Source organism: Bradyrhizobium sp. USDA 4472 (assembly GCF_054058595.1).
In genome coordinates this window covers 1,836,813-1,854,490 of sequence record NZ_JBSSAM010000001.1, presented here as the reverse complement: position 1 = coordinate 1,854,490, position 17,678 = coordinate 1,836,813, and the positions used below count along the sequence as shown (strand labels likewise).

Sequence of the window (17,678 nt, the reverse complement as noted above, 5' to 3'; positions counted from 1 at the left end):
GCAACAGCAGGCAGGGTGAGCCCCAGTGAATGTTGAAGCCTTCGCTGGAGGCGCCGCCCTGCCAGCCTTCGGTGGTCGGCCGGGCCGGTCTCAACGCCCAGCATCCCGGGCGAGGACCTGAGATCGATGGCGTTCCTTTTCAATTCCGATGCTGCTCGAGGGGCAATCTTCCGGCAGGCCTTTGCGCGCGAGCTCCCTGATCTCGAATTCTATCATTCCGGTGAATGCGTTGATCCGGCAAAGGTACGCTACCTGCTGACCTGGAACGTACCCGATCATGTCGAGCGGTTTCGAAATCTGGAAGTGCTTTTTTCCATCGGTGCTGGGGTCGACCAATTCAAGTCGGAGACCATATCCGACCGCGTCAAACTCGTGCGCATGGTTGAAGACGGCATCATACGCATGATGCAGGAATATGTCGTGCTCGGCGTGCTGACGCTCCATCGCGAGATGCCGGCCTACCGGGAGCAGCAGAGAAAGGGCCTATGGCAAGCCCTTGCAAGCGTTCAGCCGACCGGTCGGCGCGTGGGCTTCCTGGGCCTTGGGATGCTGGCGCAAGCCGCGATCGACCGCTTGAGGCCCTTTCAATTTCCGCTCGCAGGGTGGAGCCGCAGCAAGAAAGAGGTCGACGGTGTCACCTGCTTCCATGGCGAGGACCAGCTCGACAGTTTCCTGCAAGGAACGGATATCCTGGTCTGTCTTCTGCCCCTGACGGGGCAGACGAGCGGCATCCTGAATGCAAGGCTCTTCTCGCTTTTGCCGGCTGGAGCGAGGCTGCTCCATGTCGGCCGCGGCCCGCAGCTTGACCACGGTGCACTCATCGAAGCGCTCGACAACGGGCATCTCGCGGCCGCCATGCTCGACGTCACCGATCCCGAGCCATTGCCAGAGAATGATCCACTCTGGTCGCATCCGAAGGTGATCATCACGCCACATATCGCGTCCGTGACTCAAGCGGATACGGCGGCACAATCCGTCATAGAGAACATCCGGCGCCACCGCGCGGGACTGGATCCGATCGGCCTCGTCGATCGAACACTCGGCTACTAACGGGAAGAATGCCATGTCGCTTCTGGTTACCATCGATACCAATCCGGATTTCGCACCGAAGAACGCCCTGCCTGCCCCGGAACGGCTCATTTCTGGCAATCCTTCCTTCAAGACCTGGGCACAGGACGCCTCGAAAGGCGAAAAGGTGCTGACCGGCGTATGGGAAGCCACGCCGGGCGAGACCCATTCCATCAAGGGCACCACCTTCGAGTTCTGCCACATCATCTCGGGCCTCATCGAAATCGAGGAAAAAGGCGGCGAGGTCAGGAGGTACCGCGCCGGCGACAGCTTCGTGATGAAACCCGGCTTTGTCGGCGTCTGGCGCACGATCGAAACCGTGCGGAAGATCTACGTCTGCCATTATGACTGAGACGATGGCGAGGACCGCTGTTAAGCGGTCCTGTTAAGCGGTCCTCAGAATTTTCGACTTGCGAAGCCGCGTCCGACCAGATTCAACGCGGCCAGTCACTTCATTCTCGATGAAAAATGCGGCGTGCGGTCCTGTACTGCTCGCATGAAACGGCTTCGCCTCGCCAAACGCAATTCCAGGCACCGACGGCGAGGTCGGGTGAAGGCAAGGAGCAAGCCCATGATTGCATTGAAGGACAAAGACCTGTTTCGCCAGCAGGCGCTGATCGGCGGCAATTGGCGGGATGCGAGCACGCAAGCCACCGTTGACGTCATCGATCCTGCAAGCCAGAAAGTGCTTGGCACCATCCCTGACATGGGTCGAGACGAGACCAGGGCAGCAATCGACGCCGCGGCCGCTGCGTTCAAGCCTTGGAAGACGAAGGCTCACGCGGAACGTGCTGCGCTGCTGGAGCGCTGGTATGAGCTCATGCGACGCCATGAGCAGGATTTGGCGCTGCTGCTGACGCTGGAGCAGGGCAAGCCGCTTGCTGAATCGCTTGGAGAGATCCGGTACGGGGCCTCCTTCGTCAAATGGTTTGCGGAAGAGGCCCGCCGCATCAACGGATCGACAATCCCGGCGCCGACCGTTGATCGCCGCATTCTGGTGCTGAAAGAACCGGTCGGCGTCTGCGGGATCATCACGCCCTGGAATTTCCCCAACGCGATGATCACGCGGAAGGTGGCACCCGCGCTTGCCGCGGGCTGCACAGTCGTCATCAAGCCATCCGAATTTACGCCCTTTTCAGCTCTCGCCATCGCCGTTCTGGCTGAGCGGGCCGGCATTCCAGCGGGCGTGATCAACATCGTGACGGGCATGCCGGCGGACATTGGCGCGGAGCTGATGGCCAACGAAACCGTACGCAAGATTTCGTTCACCGGCTCCACGCGTGTCGGCGCGCTGCTGATGAAGGGCGCCGCCGACAACATCAAGAGGCTGAGTCTCGAATTGGGTGGCAACGCGCCGTTCATCGTCTTTGACGACGCCGATATCGACCGGGCGGTCGAGGGGGCGATTGCGTCAAAATTCCGCAATGGCGGGCAGACCTGCGTCTGCTGCAATCGCATTCTCGTTCAATCCGGCATCTACGATGCCTTCGCCGAGAAGCTCGGCGGCCGGGTCGCGAAATTGAAGGTCGGTGCCGGTACGGAAGAGGGGGTCGCAATCGGGCCGATGATCAACAGCGCGGCGATCGAGAAGATCAAGCGGCACGTGGTCGACGCCCTGGATAAGGGGGCAAAGATCATCTCGCAGAGCGCAGCCGTGCCGGAGGGGCGGCAATATGCCCGGCCTCTCGTGCTTGGTGGCGCGACGACCGAGATGCTACTCGCGTCGGAGGAGACCTTCGGGCCGGTCGCTCCGCTTTTCCGGTTCGAGACCGAGGACGAGGCGATTGCGATCGCAAACGGTACGCCATTCGGCCTTGCGGCGTATTTCTACACTGAAAACCTGAAGCGTTCCTGGCGTGTCGCCGAAGCGCTGGAGTTCGGCATGGTTGGCCTGAACACCGGCCTGATTTCGACAGAGGTTGCGCCGTTCGGTGGTGTCAAGCAGTCGGGACTGGGACGCGAGGGATCGCAGCTCGGGATACAAGAATATCTCGAGACCAAGGCGCTCCATGTCGGCGGTCTGGACTGAGCGGTCCATCGGGTAATCTGAAACAAGAAAAGGGGGCGGCTGAACCGCCCCCTTTTTCCTTTGCAGCACAGATCTCTATCGAAGGTTTCCAAGAACTGAAGTTGCCGCGAGAGATCCCGAAGAGAACTGCGCTCACGCGCTTTTGCGAAGGGGCTCCAAGCCGACGGCCCCGGCAAGCCCATCGATGCCAGCGACCTCGGTGTATTCATAGAACGGGTTCGCTGGCTCATGACCCCGGTTCACCCAGACCTTGCTCTTGATGCCGAGATCGTAGGCGGTCATCAGGTCGTAGCGGAAGGAGGAGGAGACGTGGGTAATGTCTTCCGGCCCGCAGCCCAGCTTGTCCAGCATGTATTCGAAGCCCTTCATCTGCGGCTTGTAGGCGCCGGTTTCCTCCGCCGTGATGACCATGTGGAACGGAGCGCCGAGCTTTTCGACGTTCGACATGATGAGATTCTTCATGGAGTTCGATAGGATGACCAACGGAATCTCCCTGGCAACTTTGGCCAGACCCGCCGGGACGTCGGGATGTGGACCCCATGTGTGGACCTCCTCATTGATGCGCTGGGCATCCTCGGGCCGAAATACGATACCGTTGCGCTTGCACGCGCGCTCTACCGAATTATGCACGACCTCGAAGTACGGCTTCCACGCGCCAAGAACCTCGTCCAGGCGATAGGCAGCGAAATCCTTGATGAAACTTGCCATCGTCGTGGCAGAAAGTTGAGAGCCGTAGACTCGCCTTGCCGCGCCGGCCATGTCGAAATTGGTCAGCGTGCCGTAACAGTCGAAAGTGATGTACTTGGGTCTGAAAGTTGCCATGACTCGATCCTTCTCGGTCCTCACGCACCGCATTCCGGTACGACAGGGATCATAGCGCGCAGACGACCGGATAAAGCACCGCCGTCGCGGCGACCGGGAGCAGATTGTGTCGTATCGGATCGGAGCCATGGCAGAGAGTTGCACGAAAAGACGCCCGCCGACGTGAGCGCCAATGCCTGACGCAGCCCGATGCCGGCATAACATGCGGCGCCGATCGTCAATGGCAGTCAAAATGCTCTTCGTCCATGTCTAGCGTGGGAGCAACTGCTGTCTTGGTCATCCTATGTTGACTGCGAAAGCATCGCGCTGGCTGCACAGGCGCTGCAGTTGATCTGGAGGACGACATGTTGAGCAACTCGCTGATTGAACTCGATCGCGCCCATCTGATTCATCCGGTCTCATCGTATCGCAGCCACGAGGCGACTGGCGTCCGCGTACTGAAGTCAGGGAAGGGCGCGACACTGACCGATGTCTCGGGCCGCCAATTGCTCGACGGCTTCGCCGGCCTGTGGTGTGTCAATGCGGGCTACGGACAGGATAGCATCGTTGAAGCGGCCACGAGGCAGCTCCGCGAACTGCCTTATGCGACGGGCTATTTCGGGTTGGGCTCCGACCCGGCTATCCGGTTGGCTGCAAGGCTGGCTGAACTGGCGCCCGGCGATCTCAACCACATCTATTTCACGCTGGGTGGCTCCGATGCCGTCGACAGCACGATCCGGTTCATCCGCTACTACCATCACGCCAAGGGCACGCCACAGAAGGACCAGTTCATCTCACTCGAGTATGGCTACCATGGATCGTCAACGGCAGGGTCTGGCCTGACGGCGCTGCCCGCCTTTCATGCGGGTTTCGGGGTGCCCCATAGCTGGCAGCACAAGATCCCGTCGCACTATGCCTATCGCAATCCGGTCGGTCCCCAGCCGCGGGCGATCATCGATGCGTCCGTCGCGGCCCTGCGGGCGAAGATCGCCGAACTGGGCGCGGATCGTGTTGCTGCCTTCTATGCCGAGCCGATACAGGGCTCGGGAGGCGTCCTCGTTCCGCCGCCGTCCTGGCTGAAGGCCATGCACGCGGTTTGCAAGGAGCATGACGTTCTGTTCATTGCCGACGAGGTCATCACCGGCTTTGGCCGAACCGGTCCGCTCTTCGCCTGTGAAGAGGATGACGTCGTGCCGGATCTCATGACAACGGCAAAGGGACTGACGTCGGGCTATGTGCCGATGGGGGCCGTTCTGATGTCGGACCGCGTCTACAACACCATTGCCGATGGCGCCGGCAAGGCGGCGGTCGGTCACGGCTACACCTATTCCGCGCATCCCGTCAGCGCGGCCGTCGGGCTCGCGTGCCTCGACCTCTACGAAAACGGCTTGCTCGAGAACGGCCGCAAGGCCGGGCACCGTCTCATGGAAGGTCTTCGCGCGCTGGCGGATCATCCGCTTGTCGGCGATGTCAGGGGCCGCGGCATGCTGGCCGCAATCGAGCTCGTTACCGACAAGGAACGCAAGACGCCCCTGCCGGCGGAAGCAGACGCGGCGCGCCGCATTTTCGATCGCGCTTGGGACAACGGCCTCGTCATCCGCGCCTTCGCGCAGGGCGTGTTGGGTTATGCTCCGCCGCTCTGCTGCACGGATGCGGACATCGAGGCCATCATCGAGCGGACAAAGGCCACGCTCGACCAGACGCTCCAAGACAAGGACGTCCGCGCGGCCATGAAAGGCTAAGCACCGCGCCCGTCCTCTAGCCGTTGAATATGCTTTCGAGAGGCAGATGGGATTTCACGATCGGCGACTTCAGCACGACGAAGCTGAAGTACTTGTCGATGCCGATATCCATCTCCACCAGGCGTTCCATGACCGCCTGGTATTCGCTGATCCCTGCGGTGATGAACTTGACGAGATAGTCATACCCGCCCGAAACCAGATGGCATTCGACGACGGAATCGATTTTCTCGATCGTCGTGAGAAAGCGGGCGAAATCGATTTGCCTATGATTCTTGAGCGTGATTTCCGCGAAGACCGTCAAGGTCTGACCGAGCTTGGCAACGTCGATCTGGGCGGAATAGCCGGTAATGAAGCCCTCCGTCTGGAGCCTTTTGACGCGCATCAGGCAGGGGCTCGGGGAAAGGTTTATCAGCTCTGCGAGCTCGACGTTGGAGATCCGCCCGTTCTTCTGCAGTTCGCACAAAATCCTGATGTCGATCTTGTCGAGCTTCATAGCATTGCCATGAGATGGAGGCCGACCACGGCGTCGAGGTTTTGCTTCAGCGTCATATGCATTGTCATAGCATCAATCGGCATTTTTTCCCAACCAAGGGCGGAAACTGGATTCTAGAAGTCACTGACTTTGCCCCAGGCGCTCATTTTCAGCCGCTCCGGCCTGTAGGGGTGTGGGTCGACGATGGGCGCACTGCCCGTAATGATGTCTGCGATCATGTGCCCGGCGCCTGGGCCGATCCCGAAGCCGTGGCCGCTGAATCCTGCGGCCAGGATGAAACCTGGAATCGACTGAACTTCGCCGATGGCGGGGATGCCGTCCGGCGTGCTGTCGATGTAGCCGGCCCAGACATTCGAGATTTCGACGCGCTCAAGTTCCGGCACGAGCTCGCAGGCTCGTCGATGCGTCGCGCGAATCTGCTTCATGTCGGGGCGCGGATCGAGCGTCCGGTTCAGCTCCATCGGCGTCACCTCATCCAGTCCCCATTTAGCCAGAGTCTCGTGGCCCTGCCGCAGCCCCTCGAAAGCCCCAGGGCTGAGACTTCGCCACCGACGCGCGAACAGAGGCAGGAATTCGCGTCCGAATCTGAATTGCTGCGGCGTTGGGTCAACTCGCGCACGCCCGCTGATGGCGAGCGTGTATCCGCCATCGCCCCGCCGGGTGAGCGAGACGAGCCCGGTGTGAAGAGCATCAGGCAGGCCGTCAGCACCAGGAGCCACGGCGAGAATGGACTGGCGCACGGACGCCTGCGGGAAGCGAATTCCAAGCTGGTTGCAGAACGACGATGCCCACGCACCTCCTGCCATGACCACTGTCTTGGTCCGGATCGTGCCGGCTTCGGTTACGACCCCGCTGACCCGGCCACCACTGAGCTCCAAGCCGCGCGCCGCGCATTGCTGGTGCACCGTCCCACCGGCCGCCATGATCGCACGCGCGGCAATGGGCACTGCCTTTGAGGTATCTGCCGTCCCGTCCGTCGGCGAGAAGACGCCGCCCTTCCACTTGCGACCCGTCGCCTTGCCCCGACCGCTCGCCTCTTCCGAGCTCAACATATGCGTCGTGACGCCGACGGTCCTGGCGAAGTCTCGCCACTTGGCCCAGCCTGCCAGCTCATTCTCGTCGTTCGACAAATACAACAGGCCGCAGCGGCGAAAGCCGGTGTCTTCACCCGTTTCCTGGGCAACTCGTTCCCAGAGATCGAGGCTCTTGGTCGCAAGCGACAACTCGCGTGCATCGCGGTTCTGTTGGCGGCACCATCCCCAGTTGCGGCTGGACTGCTCGGCGGCGACGCGGCCCTTTTCGAGCAAGGCAACCTTGAGGCCGCGACGCGCCAGATAGTAGCTCGTGAACACGCCCACGACGCCGCTGCCGATGACGACGACGTCCGCCTCACGAGGCAGGGACGGACTGGATTCGATATGCAGGAGCGGCGCGCTCATTGGGCAGGAATCTCCATATGGCTCTATCGTATCCGAGGAGGTTCGGCAGACACGCAGCGGACTTTCAGGCTCGGGCGGAATATCCTGCGGTTTGCTGCTTTTGGCATAGGCAATTGTTGCGGGATGCTTCGCTGGCGCGGCAAGTCGTAGGCGAGGAATCCAATGGATAGTCTCTGCAATCGGATCAGCCCTTCGTCGTCGGCGGCTTGCCCCAACCCCGCGCCTGCATCGGCAGCCCTGGCAGCCGCAGACCGAAATGCCAAAACGGGCTTCGTTTTTAGAAGTTCGTGCTGCCTATCCGGCGCGTTTCGGCGACTCCGGGGTGATTGAAGCAGTCAGACTCGCGAATACCGGATCAATGTCGATCAAAGGGCAAAGTTTAAAAGGTGACGCTTGATGAGCCTTGTCTGGGAGGAGACCTTTGCCGAAGCGATCCAGCGAGACGCCAATGGCAGGCACTCGGACCTCGATTCATTGTTCGAGCGGTTCCCTCGACTGATGGGCCGCGCTCGGCGACGCCTTTGCCGGTAGAGCAGCACTCTGAATCATGTCGGATTCATCGCGCGGAGAATGGCAGAATGACCGACGAGTTGTTGACCTGTCCGAGCGTAGTGGCGGCAAACGGGGCCGAAGAGCCGACCAACAACCGGATATCAGGACGCTGTTGAAAGGGGAGAATGCTCAAATGACCTCTGCTCCCCAGCCTGTAGCCTCGGAAGATGTGGTACTCGCGGTCCGCGACCTGACCGTGAGCTTGCCGGCGGGCATGGAGCGGGCGCACGCGGTCGAGAACGTCTCCTTCGAATTGAGGCGCGGTCAGATCCTCTGCATCATAGGAGAATCCGGATCTGGCAAATCGGTCACGGCCAACGCGATCATGGGGCTGTTGCCCAGGTCGATCCGCGTGTCCTCGGGAGCAATCCGTCTGGAAGGGATGGATCTGGTCGGACTCTCGCAGGAGAGGCTACGAGACCTCCGTGGCCGTATCGTCTCGATGATCTTTCAGGACCCGCTGTCCGCGCTCAATCCGTTGATGACCGTGGGCGCGCAGATCGAGGAAGTGATGGCGGCGCACGGCGTGGGGACGCCGAAATCCCGTCGTAGTCGCGCCGTGGAATTGCTGATCGAGGTGGGCCTGCCGGATCCGCCGCTCATGTATCATCAATATCCGTTCCGGCTCTCGGGCGGGCAGCGACAGCGGGTGATGATCGCCATGGCTCTGGCTTTGGAGCCTACGATCCTGATCGCGGACGAGCCGACCACCGCCCTCGACGTGACGACCCAGGCCCAGATCCTGCATCTGATCCGCGATATCCAACGCCGCAAGGGAATGAGCGTGATGTTCATTACCCATGATTTCGGAGTCGTGGCGGAGATTGCCGATTCCGTCGTGGTGATGGAGAAGGGACATTGCGTGGAGCAGGGGAGCGCCGAGCAGGTGCTGAAATCCCCGAGTCATCTCTACACGCGCCGCCTGATCGCGGCCGTGCCGCATCTGACGGGCAAGGACCGCCTCCCGGCGGAAGCTGCGGCCCCGTCCCCCATTCTGAAGGTCGAATGCCTGGTCAAGACCTATCGCAGCGGCAGTGCGCTGTTCGGTAGGCAGCGGATCGTACCCGCGGTCAATGGCGCGTCGTTCGACCTTTCGCCGGGACGCACCCTGGGCGTCGTCGGAGAAAGCGGCTCCGGCAAATCATCGCTCGGGCGACTGTTGATCAAACTCCTCGACAGCGACAGCGGCTCCATCCTGTTCGAGGGACGCGATATTGCCCGGTTGTCCGAAGCCGAGTTTCGGCCGCTTCGGCCGAAGATCCAGATGATTTTCCAGGATCCTTTTGCCTCGCTCAATCCGCGGTCGACGGTGGGGCAAATTTTGACCGTTGGTCCGATTGCGCACGGGACGCCTCACAAGCTGGCTTGCGAGCAGGCGCGAGAGCTCCTCGCCCATGTCGGCCTGGATGCGGGAACGTTCGATCGCTATCCCCACGAGTTCTCGGGTGGTCAACGTCAGCGCATCGGCATAGCCCGGGCGCTGATGTTCAAGCCGAAGCTGCTGATAGCGGACGAAGCGGTTTCCGCACTCGACGTATCGATCCAGGCGCAGATCTTGAAGCTGCTGGACCAGGTTCAGCGAGAGACCGGCGTATCGATGGTGTTCATCACGCACGATTTGCGTGTGGCCAGCCAGATCTGCGACGAAATCGCAGTCATGCATCGAGGCCAGATCGTCGAGCACGGACCGCCGTCGCAGATCTTCCTGAACCCGAAATCCGCCTACACGCGCGAACTCGTCGCTGCCATCCCCGGCGAGCGGCAAAGCAGCGCCCGCGCCGCTGGAAGCCAATCGACCCTTGCCGGACATAGCCACAAATGAGGAGGCGTCATGACTGAAGCTCAGACTGCATCGATCTATTCGCGGCGTAGCGCACTCCAGTTGATGATCGCCGGAGCAGCCGGCCTTACCGGATCAAATCTGTTCGGCAAACCTGCCCACGCGCGCACCTCTCCGGCGAAACCGAGCGGCCGCGTGATCGTGGGGCTTGGGCAAGAGCCGACCGTCTTCAATCCGCTGATGGTACACATTGAAGTCGATGACGGTGTGCATTTCTCGGTTTTCGATGCGCTATTCCGCATCGATCCGCAAGGCGTCATTCAGCCCAACCTGGCCGTGGAGGTGCCGGACCAACAGAACGGCGGCATCACGCCGGACGGCCTCAACTGGCGTATTCGCTTGCGTGACGATGTGCTCTGGCACGACGGCAAGCCTTTCAGCGCCGAGGACGTGAAGTTCACTCTCGAACTGATCATGAATCCCAACTTCCGCAGCTGGCGCACGGCCGGCCATGCTCTCGTGCGCGACATCAAGGTGATCTCGCCCACGGAGATCTCGTGGCGAATGGAAGAGGCCTTTGCGCCTTATCTGTCGTTCCTGACCGAAACTTTCATCGTACCGAAGCACGTCCTCGAGAAGGAGGCCAATCCGAACAGCGCCGCTTTCAATCAGGCGCCTGTCGGCACCGGTCCGTTCAAGTGGGGCCAGCGCATCGCCGGCGATCATCTCGAGCTCGTGGCGAACCGCGATTATTTCGGGGAAGGTCCTCATATCGAGACATTGGTCTTCAAATACATCCCGGACCTCACGGTTCTGTACACCCAGTTCAAGAGCGGCGACATTGATCTCGTAGGTCAGCCCTACATCACGCCTGATCATTATGGGGAGGCCAAGACGCTGCCGAACCGTGTGGTGACGCTCGTCCCGAGGACCTCGTTCGAATCCTTCTACCTGAACCTCGAGCGCCCGCAGTTCAAGGAGCTTGCCGTTCGCGAGGCGCTTTACGCGGCGATCGACAAGGAGGCGATCATACAGGGTCTCTATTACGGGGTGCCTTCGCCGACAGAGACGTTCATGCCGCGGCAATCCTTCTTCTTCAACCCCAATCTGCCCTTGCACCAATTCGACGTGAATCGCGCGGCCAAGATCCTCGATCAGGCCGGCTGGGCAAAGGGCGCGGACGGCATTCGTGCCAAGAACGGCGTTCGCCTATCCTTTGCCAATTCGACCACGTCGGGCGATCCCCTTCGCGAACAGGTGCAACAATACCTGCAGCAGACGTTTGCTCAATTGGGCATCGAGATGAAGATATCGAACCTGCCCGCCGCCGTGATGTGGGGCGATTTTTGGGTGCAATCGCAGTTCGATTCCGTGATCGTCGGCTCCTCGTTTCTGATCGGTGCGGACCCGGACGTCACCAATCGCCTGCACTCCCGCTCGATCGCAGCGAAGGGCGGCCGCGGCTCGAACAATGCACAATACGCAAATCCGGAGGTCGATGCCTTGCTCGACAAGGGCGCACGCACCTTCGATCCGGAAGCGCGGCGCCCGATCTACTTCCGCATCCAGGAACTCGTGCGTCGCGATTTGCCGTTCCTGCCGCTGTATCAGAACAACTCGGTCGAAGGTCTCAAGAAGGGGATCAACGGGTTCGTGCCGAACGGCAATACGCGCACCGAATCCTGGAATGCGCTGGCGTGGTATTGGGCGAGCTGACGTGCTGCCGGCCGGGGCTCGGTGGCCGAGGCCGGCGCGGGAGTGATGCTGCAACGCTAACATGGTGCCTCGAATGTCCGGGTTCCTGCTCAATCGCCTCGTGCAAAGCATCGTGCTGCTGGTGATCGTCTCGATCATCGGGTTCACGGTTCTGAACCTCATGCCGGGTGGACCTCTTGCGCAATTCGGACTGGATCCCGGCATGTCCCGGCAGGACGTGCAGCGACTGACAGCTCAGCTGGGGCTGGACCGGCCGCTGTGGATTCAGTATCTCGACTGGGCCTGGCGACTGGTACGGGGCGACTGGGGGCACTCTTTCCGTGACGGCTCTTCGGTGCTGGCGGTGATTGGCCGACATCTCCTGGCGACGCTGCTGCTGATGGGCACATCCACCGCATTGGCAATCGCGGCCGGCACGTGGATCGGAATCCGTGGCGCCACCCATCGCTATTCCCTGTTCGACTACTGCGCGACGGTCGGCGCGATGGTGGCGCTATCGGTCCCGACCTTCTGGTTCGGCCTGATCGGCATCTACATCTTCACCCTGAAGCTGGGCTGGGTACCCGCAGGCAACATGTACACGATCGGCGACGGCTCGGTGCTGGACTATCTGCATCACCTGATCTTGCCGAGCTTGGTGCTGTCGCTCGTTCATGTCGCGATCTGGAGCCGCTATATGCGTACGGCGACACTCGATGCGCTCAGTCAGGATTTCGTCAAGACGGCGCGAGCCAAGGGCTTGAGCGAGCGTCGCATCCTGCTGAAGCATGTCGTCGGCAATGCGCTGCTGCCGATGATCACCCTGGCAGGGATGCAGCTGCCCAGCATTCTCACCGGGGCGCTGGTCACCGAGACCGTGTTCACCTGGCCGGGCATGGGGCGACTGTTTCTCGACAGCCTCGGCTACAGCGACTATCCGGTCGTGATGGGGCTGTTGATCTTCTCGGCCATGCTCGTCCTGTTGGGCAACCTGATCGCAGACATCGTGATCGCGACCGTCGATCCGCGCATTCGCCTGGCCTGAGCCCTGCGGACTCACGCCAGATAAGAGGAGCCAGGAGATATGACCGCCATCGTCGCGCACGCAGCTCCGACCCGCTGGTGGCACAGCCGTGCTGTCAACCGCTTCATGCGTCACCATCTGGCACTCCTGGGAATCGCGATGATCACGCTGCTTGTGCTGGCGTGCGCCATCGGTCCCTATGCCTTGCCCTACGATTCGCTCCACATCGACCTGCGCGCCCGCTTTGCTCCGCCCCTGGCAGGCAATCATTACTTGGGCACGGATCCCTTGGGGCGTGACCTCGCCGTGCGGCTGTTGATGGCCGGTCGCGTCTCGCTCGCGGTGGGATTCTCCGCGATGTTGCTGTCGACGTTGATCGGTACGCTCGTCGGCGTGACGGCCGGCTATCGCGGAGGCTGGGTCGGGGCGGCACTGATGCGGACGGTGGATGGCTTCCTGTCCTATCCCTCGATCTTCCTCGTGCTGGCGTTGGCCGCAACGCTGCGGCCGAGTCCGGTGATGATCACCGTGATCATTGCCGTCACGAGCTGGATGGAGACTGCGCGAATCGTCGAGGCCGAGGTCCGTTCGCTGCGCGAGCGCGAGTTCGTCCAGGCTGCGCGCATGGTCGGGCTTGGCAGGGCGCACATCATGTTCCGCGAGATCCTCCCCAATGCCATGGGGCCCATCATCGTCGCCGCAAGTCTGGCCGTCGCGCGCGCGATCCTTCTGGAGGCCTATATCAGCTTTCTCGGCTACGGAATCCAGCCGCCGCTGCCGAGCTGGGGCAATATGCTCAACGGCGCCCAGCAATATCTGGCCAGTGCTCCGTGGCTCGCCATCATTCCCGGTGCCGCGATCACGATCGCCGTGACGAGCTTCAACTTCATCGGCGATGGGCTCCGAGATGCTCTCGACGTTCGAAACGACAACTTCTGATCAGTGTGAGCCAAGTCGCGGCCGGACATAGAAGACATAAGAAGAGCACACGCCATGCACGCGCCCAGAATTGCCGAGAAGGCGACGCCCTACTGGTGGGAAGCTGCCCCGCTGAAGCCGCTGTCTCGGCAGCCATCGCCCAAAAAGCTCGACGTAGTGATTGTGGGCGCGGGCTACGCCGGACTTTCAGCCGGCCTGGTATTGGCGCGCGAGGGACGCTCAGTTGCAGCTTTCGATGCAATGGATCCCGGAGAAGGGGCTTCCACGCGCAATGGTGGGATCACCAGCGGAAGCATTCGTCCGGATTACGCGACACTCTCGCGCCGCTTCGGTGAAGAGAAGGCGCTGGCGATCGAAGCAGAAGGCAAGGCTGCACGCGAGTTCCTCTACGAGTTCATCAAGACGGAAGGGATCACATGCGACTTCCAGCCGGTGGGACAGTTCAAAGGCGCCTTCGGATTTGAACAATACGAGGCCATGGCGCGTACCGCAGAAAGGCTCGCGAAAAAACTGAAGATCGAGGCTTATGCCGTTCCGTATGTCGAGCAGCGCAAGTATATCGGCACCGATGTCTATCGCGGCGGCACGGTTCGAATGGACATCGGCGGATTGCATCCGGCGAAATTCCATGCCGAGCTGCTGCGCGTCGCGCTCGCCTCGGGCTTGACGGTCCACACGCGGACATCGGTCGTCTCAATAGAAAGAGATGACGGCGGATTTCGCGTCGTCACCGCGGCCGGTCAGGTGCAGGCGCGTCAGGTGCTGGTTTGTACCAACGGTTACACGGATGGCGCCGTGCCCTTCCTGCGCCGCAGGCTGGTCCCGGTTCGCAGCCGGATCATTGCGACGGAGGAGCTTGCGCCCGACGTCATGGCGCGGCTGATGCCGAAACGGATGATGATCACCGAGAACCGGGAGGTCGGGTTCTATTATCGGCCCTCGCCCGATGGCAAACGCATTCTGCTCGGCGGCCGCGACAGCTCTCGGGTCGGCGATCCCGTTGCTCCGAAGCTGCTTCTGCGCAGCGGCCTGGTGAATCTGTTCCCTGAGCTGGAGAGCGCTCGCCTGTCACACAGCTGGTTCGGCAATGTGGCGATGAACCGCGACATGATTCCGCGCATCTTCCAGAAGGACGGCATCGTCTATGCGACCGGATTCTGCGGTTCGGGCGTTGTCTGGGCACCATGGATCGGCATGCATGCGGCCCACAAGCTGTTGGGACATGCCGAGCAGGCGCGCACGGCCTTTGACTTCCGGCCGCCGGCCTTCATCCCGTTCTATCGAGGCAATCCCTGGTTCATGCGTGCGTTCATTCAGACCTATCGCATGCGTGATCGGATCGCGCTGTGGCGTGCCAGCCGCTGATCGCTGACAGCACCGGATCCGATTAGCGGCACGGCCGCCTCTCAAAAGAAGAGAATCGATGCACTAAGTCTCCACACGCGGTCATTCGGGTCGCAGGCAGTTCTGCGAGATATTGCGCGAAGGGCTCGCGCAGGATGGCGGGCTCTACGTTCCCGAGAGCCACCCTCGCGTGGACCACGCCACGCTGGATGCGTGGCGTACGCTGTCCGACGCCGACCTGGCTTTCGAGATCCTGTCGCTCTACGTCGACGATATTCCGCCGGCCGATCTGAAGGCCATCTGTGACAAGACCTATACGCCGGAGGTCTTCGGCCATGCGCGGCAAGAAAGGGGTGCGGGTCTTCATGCTCTCGCCCCGCGGACGAATGAGCGACTTTCAACAAGCTCAGATGTTCAGCCTCCAGGACCACAACATCCAACAATTGCGGCAAGATCGTTCTGGACTGGAAAGCGTGATTGCGGGCTTGCGAGGCACCTTCGAGAGCACGTGACGCGCACCCGCCGACAGCAGATTGGACCTTCTGCGGCATCACCAACGAAATACTATGCCGGACTTTATTCCAGCCTGATGCGTAATGCTGTCGGGCTCAAGCTACACAGTAGACCGTGCGGGGATCATCGGATGGTCCTTGCCTGGCAAGCGCTGGCGATCAGGCTGGCAATCCGAGCAGAAAAGCCGGCGTATCATGACAACCGCAGATTACCAGACGAATGAAGGCGTGGTCCTCGTCCCTTTCGCTACGTCACATCTGCAAGGCGCCCTGAAGCTCTCGCAGGAGATGTCCTGGCCCTATCGGCTCGCGGATTGGGATGTCGCGCTGCAGTTGGGCCATGGCTTTGTTCTGCAGCGTGCCGGAGCGGTGGTCGGCACCGCAGCCTGGTGGCCGTACGGGGAGACACATGCTTCCGCCGGGATGATCATCGTTGCGAAAGCCGCTCAAGGCCGTGGCTACGGTGCGCGGCTGATGGATGCGCTGCTTGCGTCCGCGCATCCACGGTCTATCGCGCTGAATTCGACGGCGGAAGGCATTACGCTTTACCGGCGTCGCGGCTTTGTGCCGATCGGGGTCATCCACCAGCATCAGGGAATCCCAAGAGGACGCCATGAGTTGCCGCCGGGGCTCGTCAGGCCAATGACTGCATCGGATTTCGGGGCGATCATGCGACTCGATCGCGAGGCCACGGGCTTGGAGAGACGACAGATGCTCGAAAAGCTGCTCCAAAGCGGTGATGGCTATGTCCTGCAGCGTGCCGGCATGGCCCGCGGCTATGCCGTCTCCCGGCTTTTCGGCCGCGGTCATGTCATAGGACCTGTCGTCGCCGAAACCGCGACCGACGCACGCGCGCTGATCGAGGCTGCGCTCGCGCGGCTCGGCAGCGTTTTTGTCCGCATCGACACCTCTGCCACGTCGCAACTCGGGGAATGGCTTCAAGGCATTGGTCTCGAGCGGGTCAGCGATGCCACCACCATGGTGCTGGGCACGCCGGCGTCATCGAGCGGGCCGGCGCGCGTGTTTGCGATTCCCAATCAGTCTTTCGGCTAGGAGAGATCGACGTGCGGCGCGGGGAGATGAGCGGGACGGATCACCGGGACGGCGAGGCGGCCGCAACGCTCGGCACGTTGGCCACGCCGGCTCTCCTGCTCGATGAGCATCGGCTCGATCGCAATCTCGCCCGCCTGTCCTCGCGCATGGCGGAGCGAGGCGTCGTGCTGCGTCCCCACATGAAAACCGCGAAATCCATCGATGTGGCCCGACGGGCCTGTCCGTCCGGATCGGGGCCGATCACCGTCTCCACCCTGGCGGAAGCCGAGTACTTCGCGCGGCACGGTTTTCGCGACATGACTTATGCCGTGGGTCTGGCGCCCCACACAGCTGAAAGAGCGATGCGTCTGCGGAAAGCGGGCCTCGACCTCAAGGTACTGCTCGATTCGACGGAGCAGGCGAGACTGCTTGGCGCCGCCGGGCGTGCCGCAGGCGTGACACCGTCCGCGTTCATCGAGATCGACTGCGATGGTCACCGCGGCGGGCTGACCGCCAACGATCCAAAGCTCATTGCAGTCGCGGTCGCGCTGGGCGAGGCCGGAGTCAGGCTCGCCGGGATCCTCACCCATGCCGGCGAATCCTACAGCCTCTTCACGCGCGAGGCTCTCGTCGCGGCCGCGGAGAATGAGAGGGTGGTGGCGGTTGCGGCGGCGGAGACCTTGCGGGCGGCCGGCCATGAATGTCCTGTCGTCAGCGTCGGCTCGACGCCGACCGCACATTTCGCCGATGATCTGACCGGCGTCACTGAAATGCGCGCCGGCGTCTACATGTTCTTCGATCTGGTCATGCAAGGCGTCGGTGTCTGCACGACCGACGACATCGCCATCTCGGTGCTCACCACCGTGATCGGCACGAAGCCCGAGAAGGGCTGGATTTTTGTCGATGCGGGGTGGATGGCGCTCTCGCGCGACCGCGGCACTGCGGCGCAGCGGGTTGACCAGGGATATGGTCTGGTCTCCGACGTGGCCGGCAAGCTCTATCCCGACCTGATCGTCTCGCAAGCAAACCAGGAGCACGGGATCCTCGCCATCAGGCCCGGGTCGGCGCACGCCTTGCCCAATCTTCCGATCGGCGCGAAGATCAGGATTGTCCCCAATCACGCCTGTGCGACGGCGTCGCAACACGAACTGTACAACGTCGTCTGCGCCGGCAGCGACGCGATTCACGCCCGATGGCCCCGGATGCGTGGCTGGTAGGGCTGACCGGC

General features: G+C 61.8%; 15 protein-coding genes. 12 read left to right on the top strand and 3 right to left on the bottom strand.

The genetic code is table 11. The annotated features are described in order from the left end of the window. Positions 1–126: 126 nt before the first annotated feature. From ACVWZ4_RS08320 to ACVWZ4_RS08310, 3 genes are all read left to right on the top strand, one after another. Positions 127–1,050, top strand: coding sequence for a 2-hydroxyacid dehydrogenase (locus tag ACVWZ4_RS08320; RefSeq protein WP_456740064.1), 924 nt, complete (start codon positions 127–129; stop codon positions 1,048–1,050). A 13-nt stretch (positions 1,051–1,063) separates the two neighbouring features. Continuing rightward, positions 1,064–1,420, top strand: coding sequence for a cupin domain-containing protein (locus tag ACVWZ4_RS08315; RefSeq protein WP_092226994.1), 357 nt, complete (start codon positions 1,064–1,066; stop codon positions 1,418–1,420). 219 nt (positions 1,421–1,639) lie between these two features. Then, the gene (locus ACVWZ4_RS08310) at positions 1,640–3,097 is read left to right on the top strand and encodes an NAD-dependent succinate-semialdehyde dehydrogenase (protein ID WP_456740063.1); all 1,458 of its coding nucleotides are present in this window, start codon (positions 1,640–1,642) and stop codon (positions 3,095–3,097) included. A 132-nt stretch (positions 3,098–3,229) separates the two neighbouring features. Here ACVWZ4_RS08310 and ACVWZ4_RS08305 read toward each other — a convergent pair whose 3' ends face one another. Then, positions 3,230–3,919, bottom strand: a complete 690-nt coding sequence (locus ACVWZ4_RS08305; protein WP_456705144.1) for a haloacid dehalogenase type II — start codon at positions 3,917–3,919, stop codon at positions 3,230–3,232. Positions 3,920–4,263: 344 nt separating this feature from the next. Between ACVWZ4_RS08305 and ACVWZ4_RS08300 the strand changes: the two genes are divergently transcribed. Then, the gene (locus ACVWZ4_RS08300) at positions 4,264–5,640 is read left to right on the top strand and encodes an aminotransferase class III-fold pyridoxal phosphate-dependent enzyme (RefSeq protein ID WP_456740062.1); all 1,377 of its coding nucleotides are present in this window, start codon (positions 4,264–4,266) and stop codon (positions 5,638–5,640) included. A 16-nt stretch (positions 5,641–5,656) separates the two neighbouring features. On the opposite strand, the gene ACVWZ4_RS08295 is transcribed toward ACVWZ4_RS08300, so the two are convergent. Together ACVWZ4_RS08295 and ACVWZ4_RS08290 are read right to left on the bottom strand one after the other, a co-directional pair. Next, positions 5,657–6,133, bottom strand: a complete 477-nt coding sequence (locus ACVWZ4_RS08295; RefSeq protein WP_027544593.1) for an Lrp/AsnC family transcriptional regulator — start codon at positions 6,131–6,133, stop codon at positions 5,657–5,659. Between the two features lie 113 nt (positions 6,134–6,246). Continuing rightward, positions 6,247–7,572 (bottom strand): NAD(P)/FAD-dependent oxidoreductase, encoded by a 1,326-nt coding sequence (locus ACVWZ4_RS08290; protein ID WP_456763474.1) that lies wholly within the window; start codon positions 7,570–7,572, stop codon positions 6,247–6,249. Positions 7,573–8,257: 685 nt separating this feature from the next. On the opposite strand from ACVWZ4_RS08290, the gene ACVWZ4_RS08285 reads away from it, so the two are divergent. From ACVWZ4_RS08285 to ACVWZ4_RS08250, 8 genes are all read left to right on the top strand, one after another. Next, positions 8,258–9,946 (top strand): ABC transporter ATP-binding protein, encoded by a 1,689-nt coding sequence (locus ACVWZ4_RS08285; protein WP_456740060.1) that lies wholly within the window; start codon positions 8,258–8,260, stop codon positions 9,944–9,946. Positions 9,947–9,955: 9 nt separating this feature from the next. Continuing rightward, positions 9,956–11,620 carry a peptide ABC transporter substrate-binding protein gene (locus tag ACVWZ4_RS08280; protein ID WP_456736347.1) on the top strand — a complete coding sequence of 555 codons (1,665 nt, stop codon included), beginning with the start codon at positions 9,956–9,958 and terminating at the stop codon, positions 11,618–11,620. 73 nt (positions 11,621–11,693) lie between these two features. Continuing rightward, positions 11,694–12,644, top strand: a complete 951-nt coding sequence (locus ACVWZ4_RS08275; RefSeq protein WP_456701116.1) for an ABC transporter permease — start codon at positions 11,694–11,696, stop codon at positions 12,642–12,644. Positions 12,645–12,683: 39 nt separating this feature from the next. Further along, positions 12,684–13,562 carry an ABC transporter permease gene (locus tag ACVWZ4_RS08270; RefSeq protein WP_456701117.1) on the top strand — a complete coding sequence of 293 codons (879 nt, stop codon included), beginning with the start codon at positions 12,684–12,686 and terminating at the stop codon, positions 13,560–13,562. 54 nt (positions 13,563–13,616) lie between these two features. Then, positions 13,617–14,927, top strand: a complete 1,311-nt coding sequence (locus tag ACVWZ4_RS08265) for an NAD(P)/FAD-dependent oxidoreductase (protein WP_456740059.1) — start codon at positions 13,617–13,619, stop codon at positions 14,925–14,927. A 112-nt stretch (positions 14,928–15,039) separates the two neighbouring features. Next, on the top strand, positions 15,040–15,642 hold the full coding sequence (locus ACVWZ4_RS08260) for a hypothetical protein (RefSeq protein ID WP_456740058.1): 603 nt from the start codon (positions 15,040–15,042) through the stop codon (positions 15,640–15,642). Then, positions 15,614–16,471 carry a GNAT family N-acetyltransferase gene (locus tag ACVWZ4_RS08255; RefSeq protein WP_456736343.1) on the top strand — a complete coding sequence of 286 codons (858 nt, stop codon included), beginning with the start codon at positions 15,614–15,616 and terminating at the stop codon, positions 16,469–16,471. The genes ACVWZ4_RS08260 and ACVWZ4_RS08255 overlap by 29 nt, the downstream gene beginning before the upstream one ends. 26 nt (positions 16,472–16,497) lie before the next feature. Then, entirely contained in the window at positions 16,498–17,667 is a 1,170-nt protein-coding gene (locus tag ACVWZ4_RS08250) for an alanine racemase (protein WP_456736342.1), read from the top strand. The last annotated feature ends 11 nt before the right edge of the window (positions 17,668–17,678 follow it).

What these genes read in the sequence shown, in the direction of transcription:
- ACVWZ4_RS08265 (WP_456740059.1), top strand. Translation starts at nt 13,617, where the DNA reads ATGCACGCGCCCAGAATTGCCGAGAAGGCGACGCCCTACTGGTGGGAA.
- ACVWZ4_RS08290 (WP_456763474.1), bottom strand. Translation starts at nt 7,572, where the DNA reads ATGAGCGCGCCGCTCCTGCATATCGAATCCAGTCCGTCCCTGCCTCGT.
- ACVWZ4_RS08270 (WP_456701117.1), top strand. Translation starts at nt 12,684, where the DNA reads ATGACCGCCATCGTCGCGCACGCAGCTCCGACCCGCTGGTGGCACAGC.
- ACVWZ4_RS08250 (WP_456736342.1), top strand. Translation starts at nt 16,498, where the DNA reads ATGAGCGGGACGGATCACCGGGACGGCGAGGCGGCCGCAACGCTCGGC.
- ACVWZ4_RS08255 (WP_456736343.1), top strand. Translation starts at nt 15,614, where the DNA reads ATGACAACCGCAGATTACCAGACGAATGAAGGCGTGGTCCTCGTCCCT.
- ACVWZ4_RS08300 (WP_456740062.1), top strand. Translation starts at nt 4,264, where the DNA reads ATGTTGAGCAACTCGCTGATTGAACTCGATCGCGCCCATCTGATTCAT.
- ACVWZ4_RS08295 (WP_027544593.1), bottom strand. Translation starts at nt 6,133, where the DNA reads ATGAAGCTCGACAAGATCGACATCAGGATTTTGTGCGAACTGCAGAAG.
- ACVWZ4_RS08280 (WP_456736347.1), top strand. Translation starts at nt 9,956, where the DNA reads ATGACTGAAGCTCAGACTGCATCGATCTATTCGCGGCGTAGCGCACTC.
- ACVWZ4_RS08315 (WP_092226994.1), top strand. Translation starts at nt 1,064, where the DNA reads ATGTCGCTTCTGGTTACCATCGATACCAATCCGGATTTCGCACCGAAG.
- ACVWZ4_RS08320 (WP_456740064.1), top strand. Translation starts at nt 127, where the DNA reads ATGGCGTTCCTTTTCAATTCCGATGCTGCTCGAGGGGCAATCTTCCGG.
- ACVWZ4_RS08285 (WP_456740060.1), top strand. Translation starts at nt 8,258, where the DNA reads ATGACCTCTGCTCCCCAGCCTGTAGCCTCGGAAGATGTGGTACTCGCG.
- ACVWZ4_RS08305 (WP_456705144.1), bottom strand. Translation starts at nt 3,919, where the DNA reads ATGGCAACTTTCAGACCCAAGTACATCACTTTCGACTGTTACGGCACG.
- ACVWZ4_RS08275 (WP_456701116.1), top strand. Translation starts at nt 11,694, where the DNA reads ATGTCCGGGTTCCTGCTCAATCGCCTCGTGCAAAGCATCGTGCTGCTG.
- ACVWZ4_RS08310 (WP_456740063.1), top strand. Translation starts at nt 1,640, where the DNA reads ATGATTGCATTGAAGGACAAAGACCTGTTTCGCCAGCAGGCGCTGATC.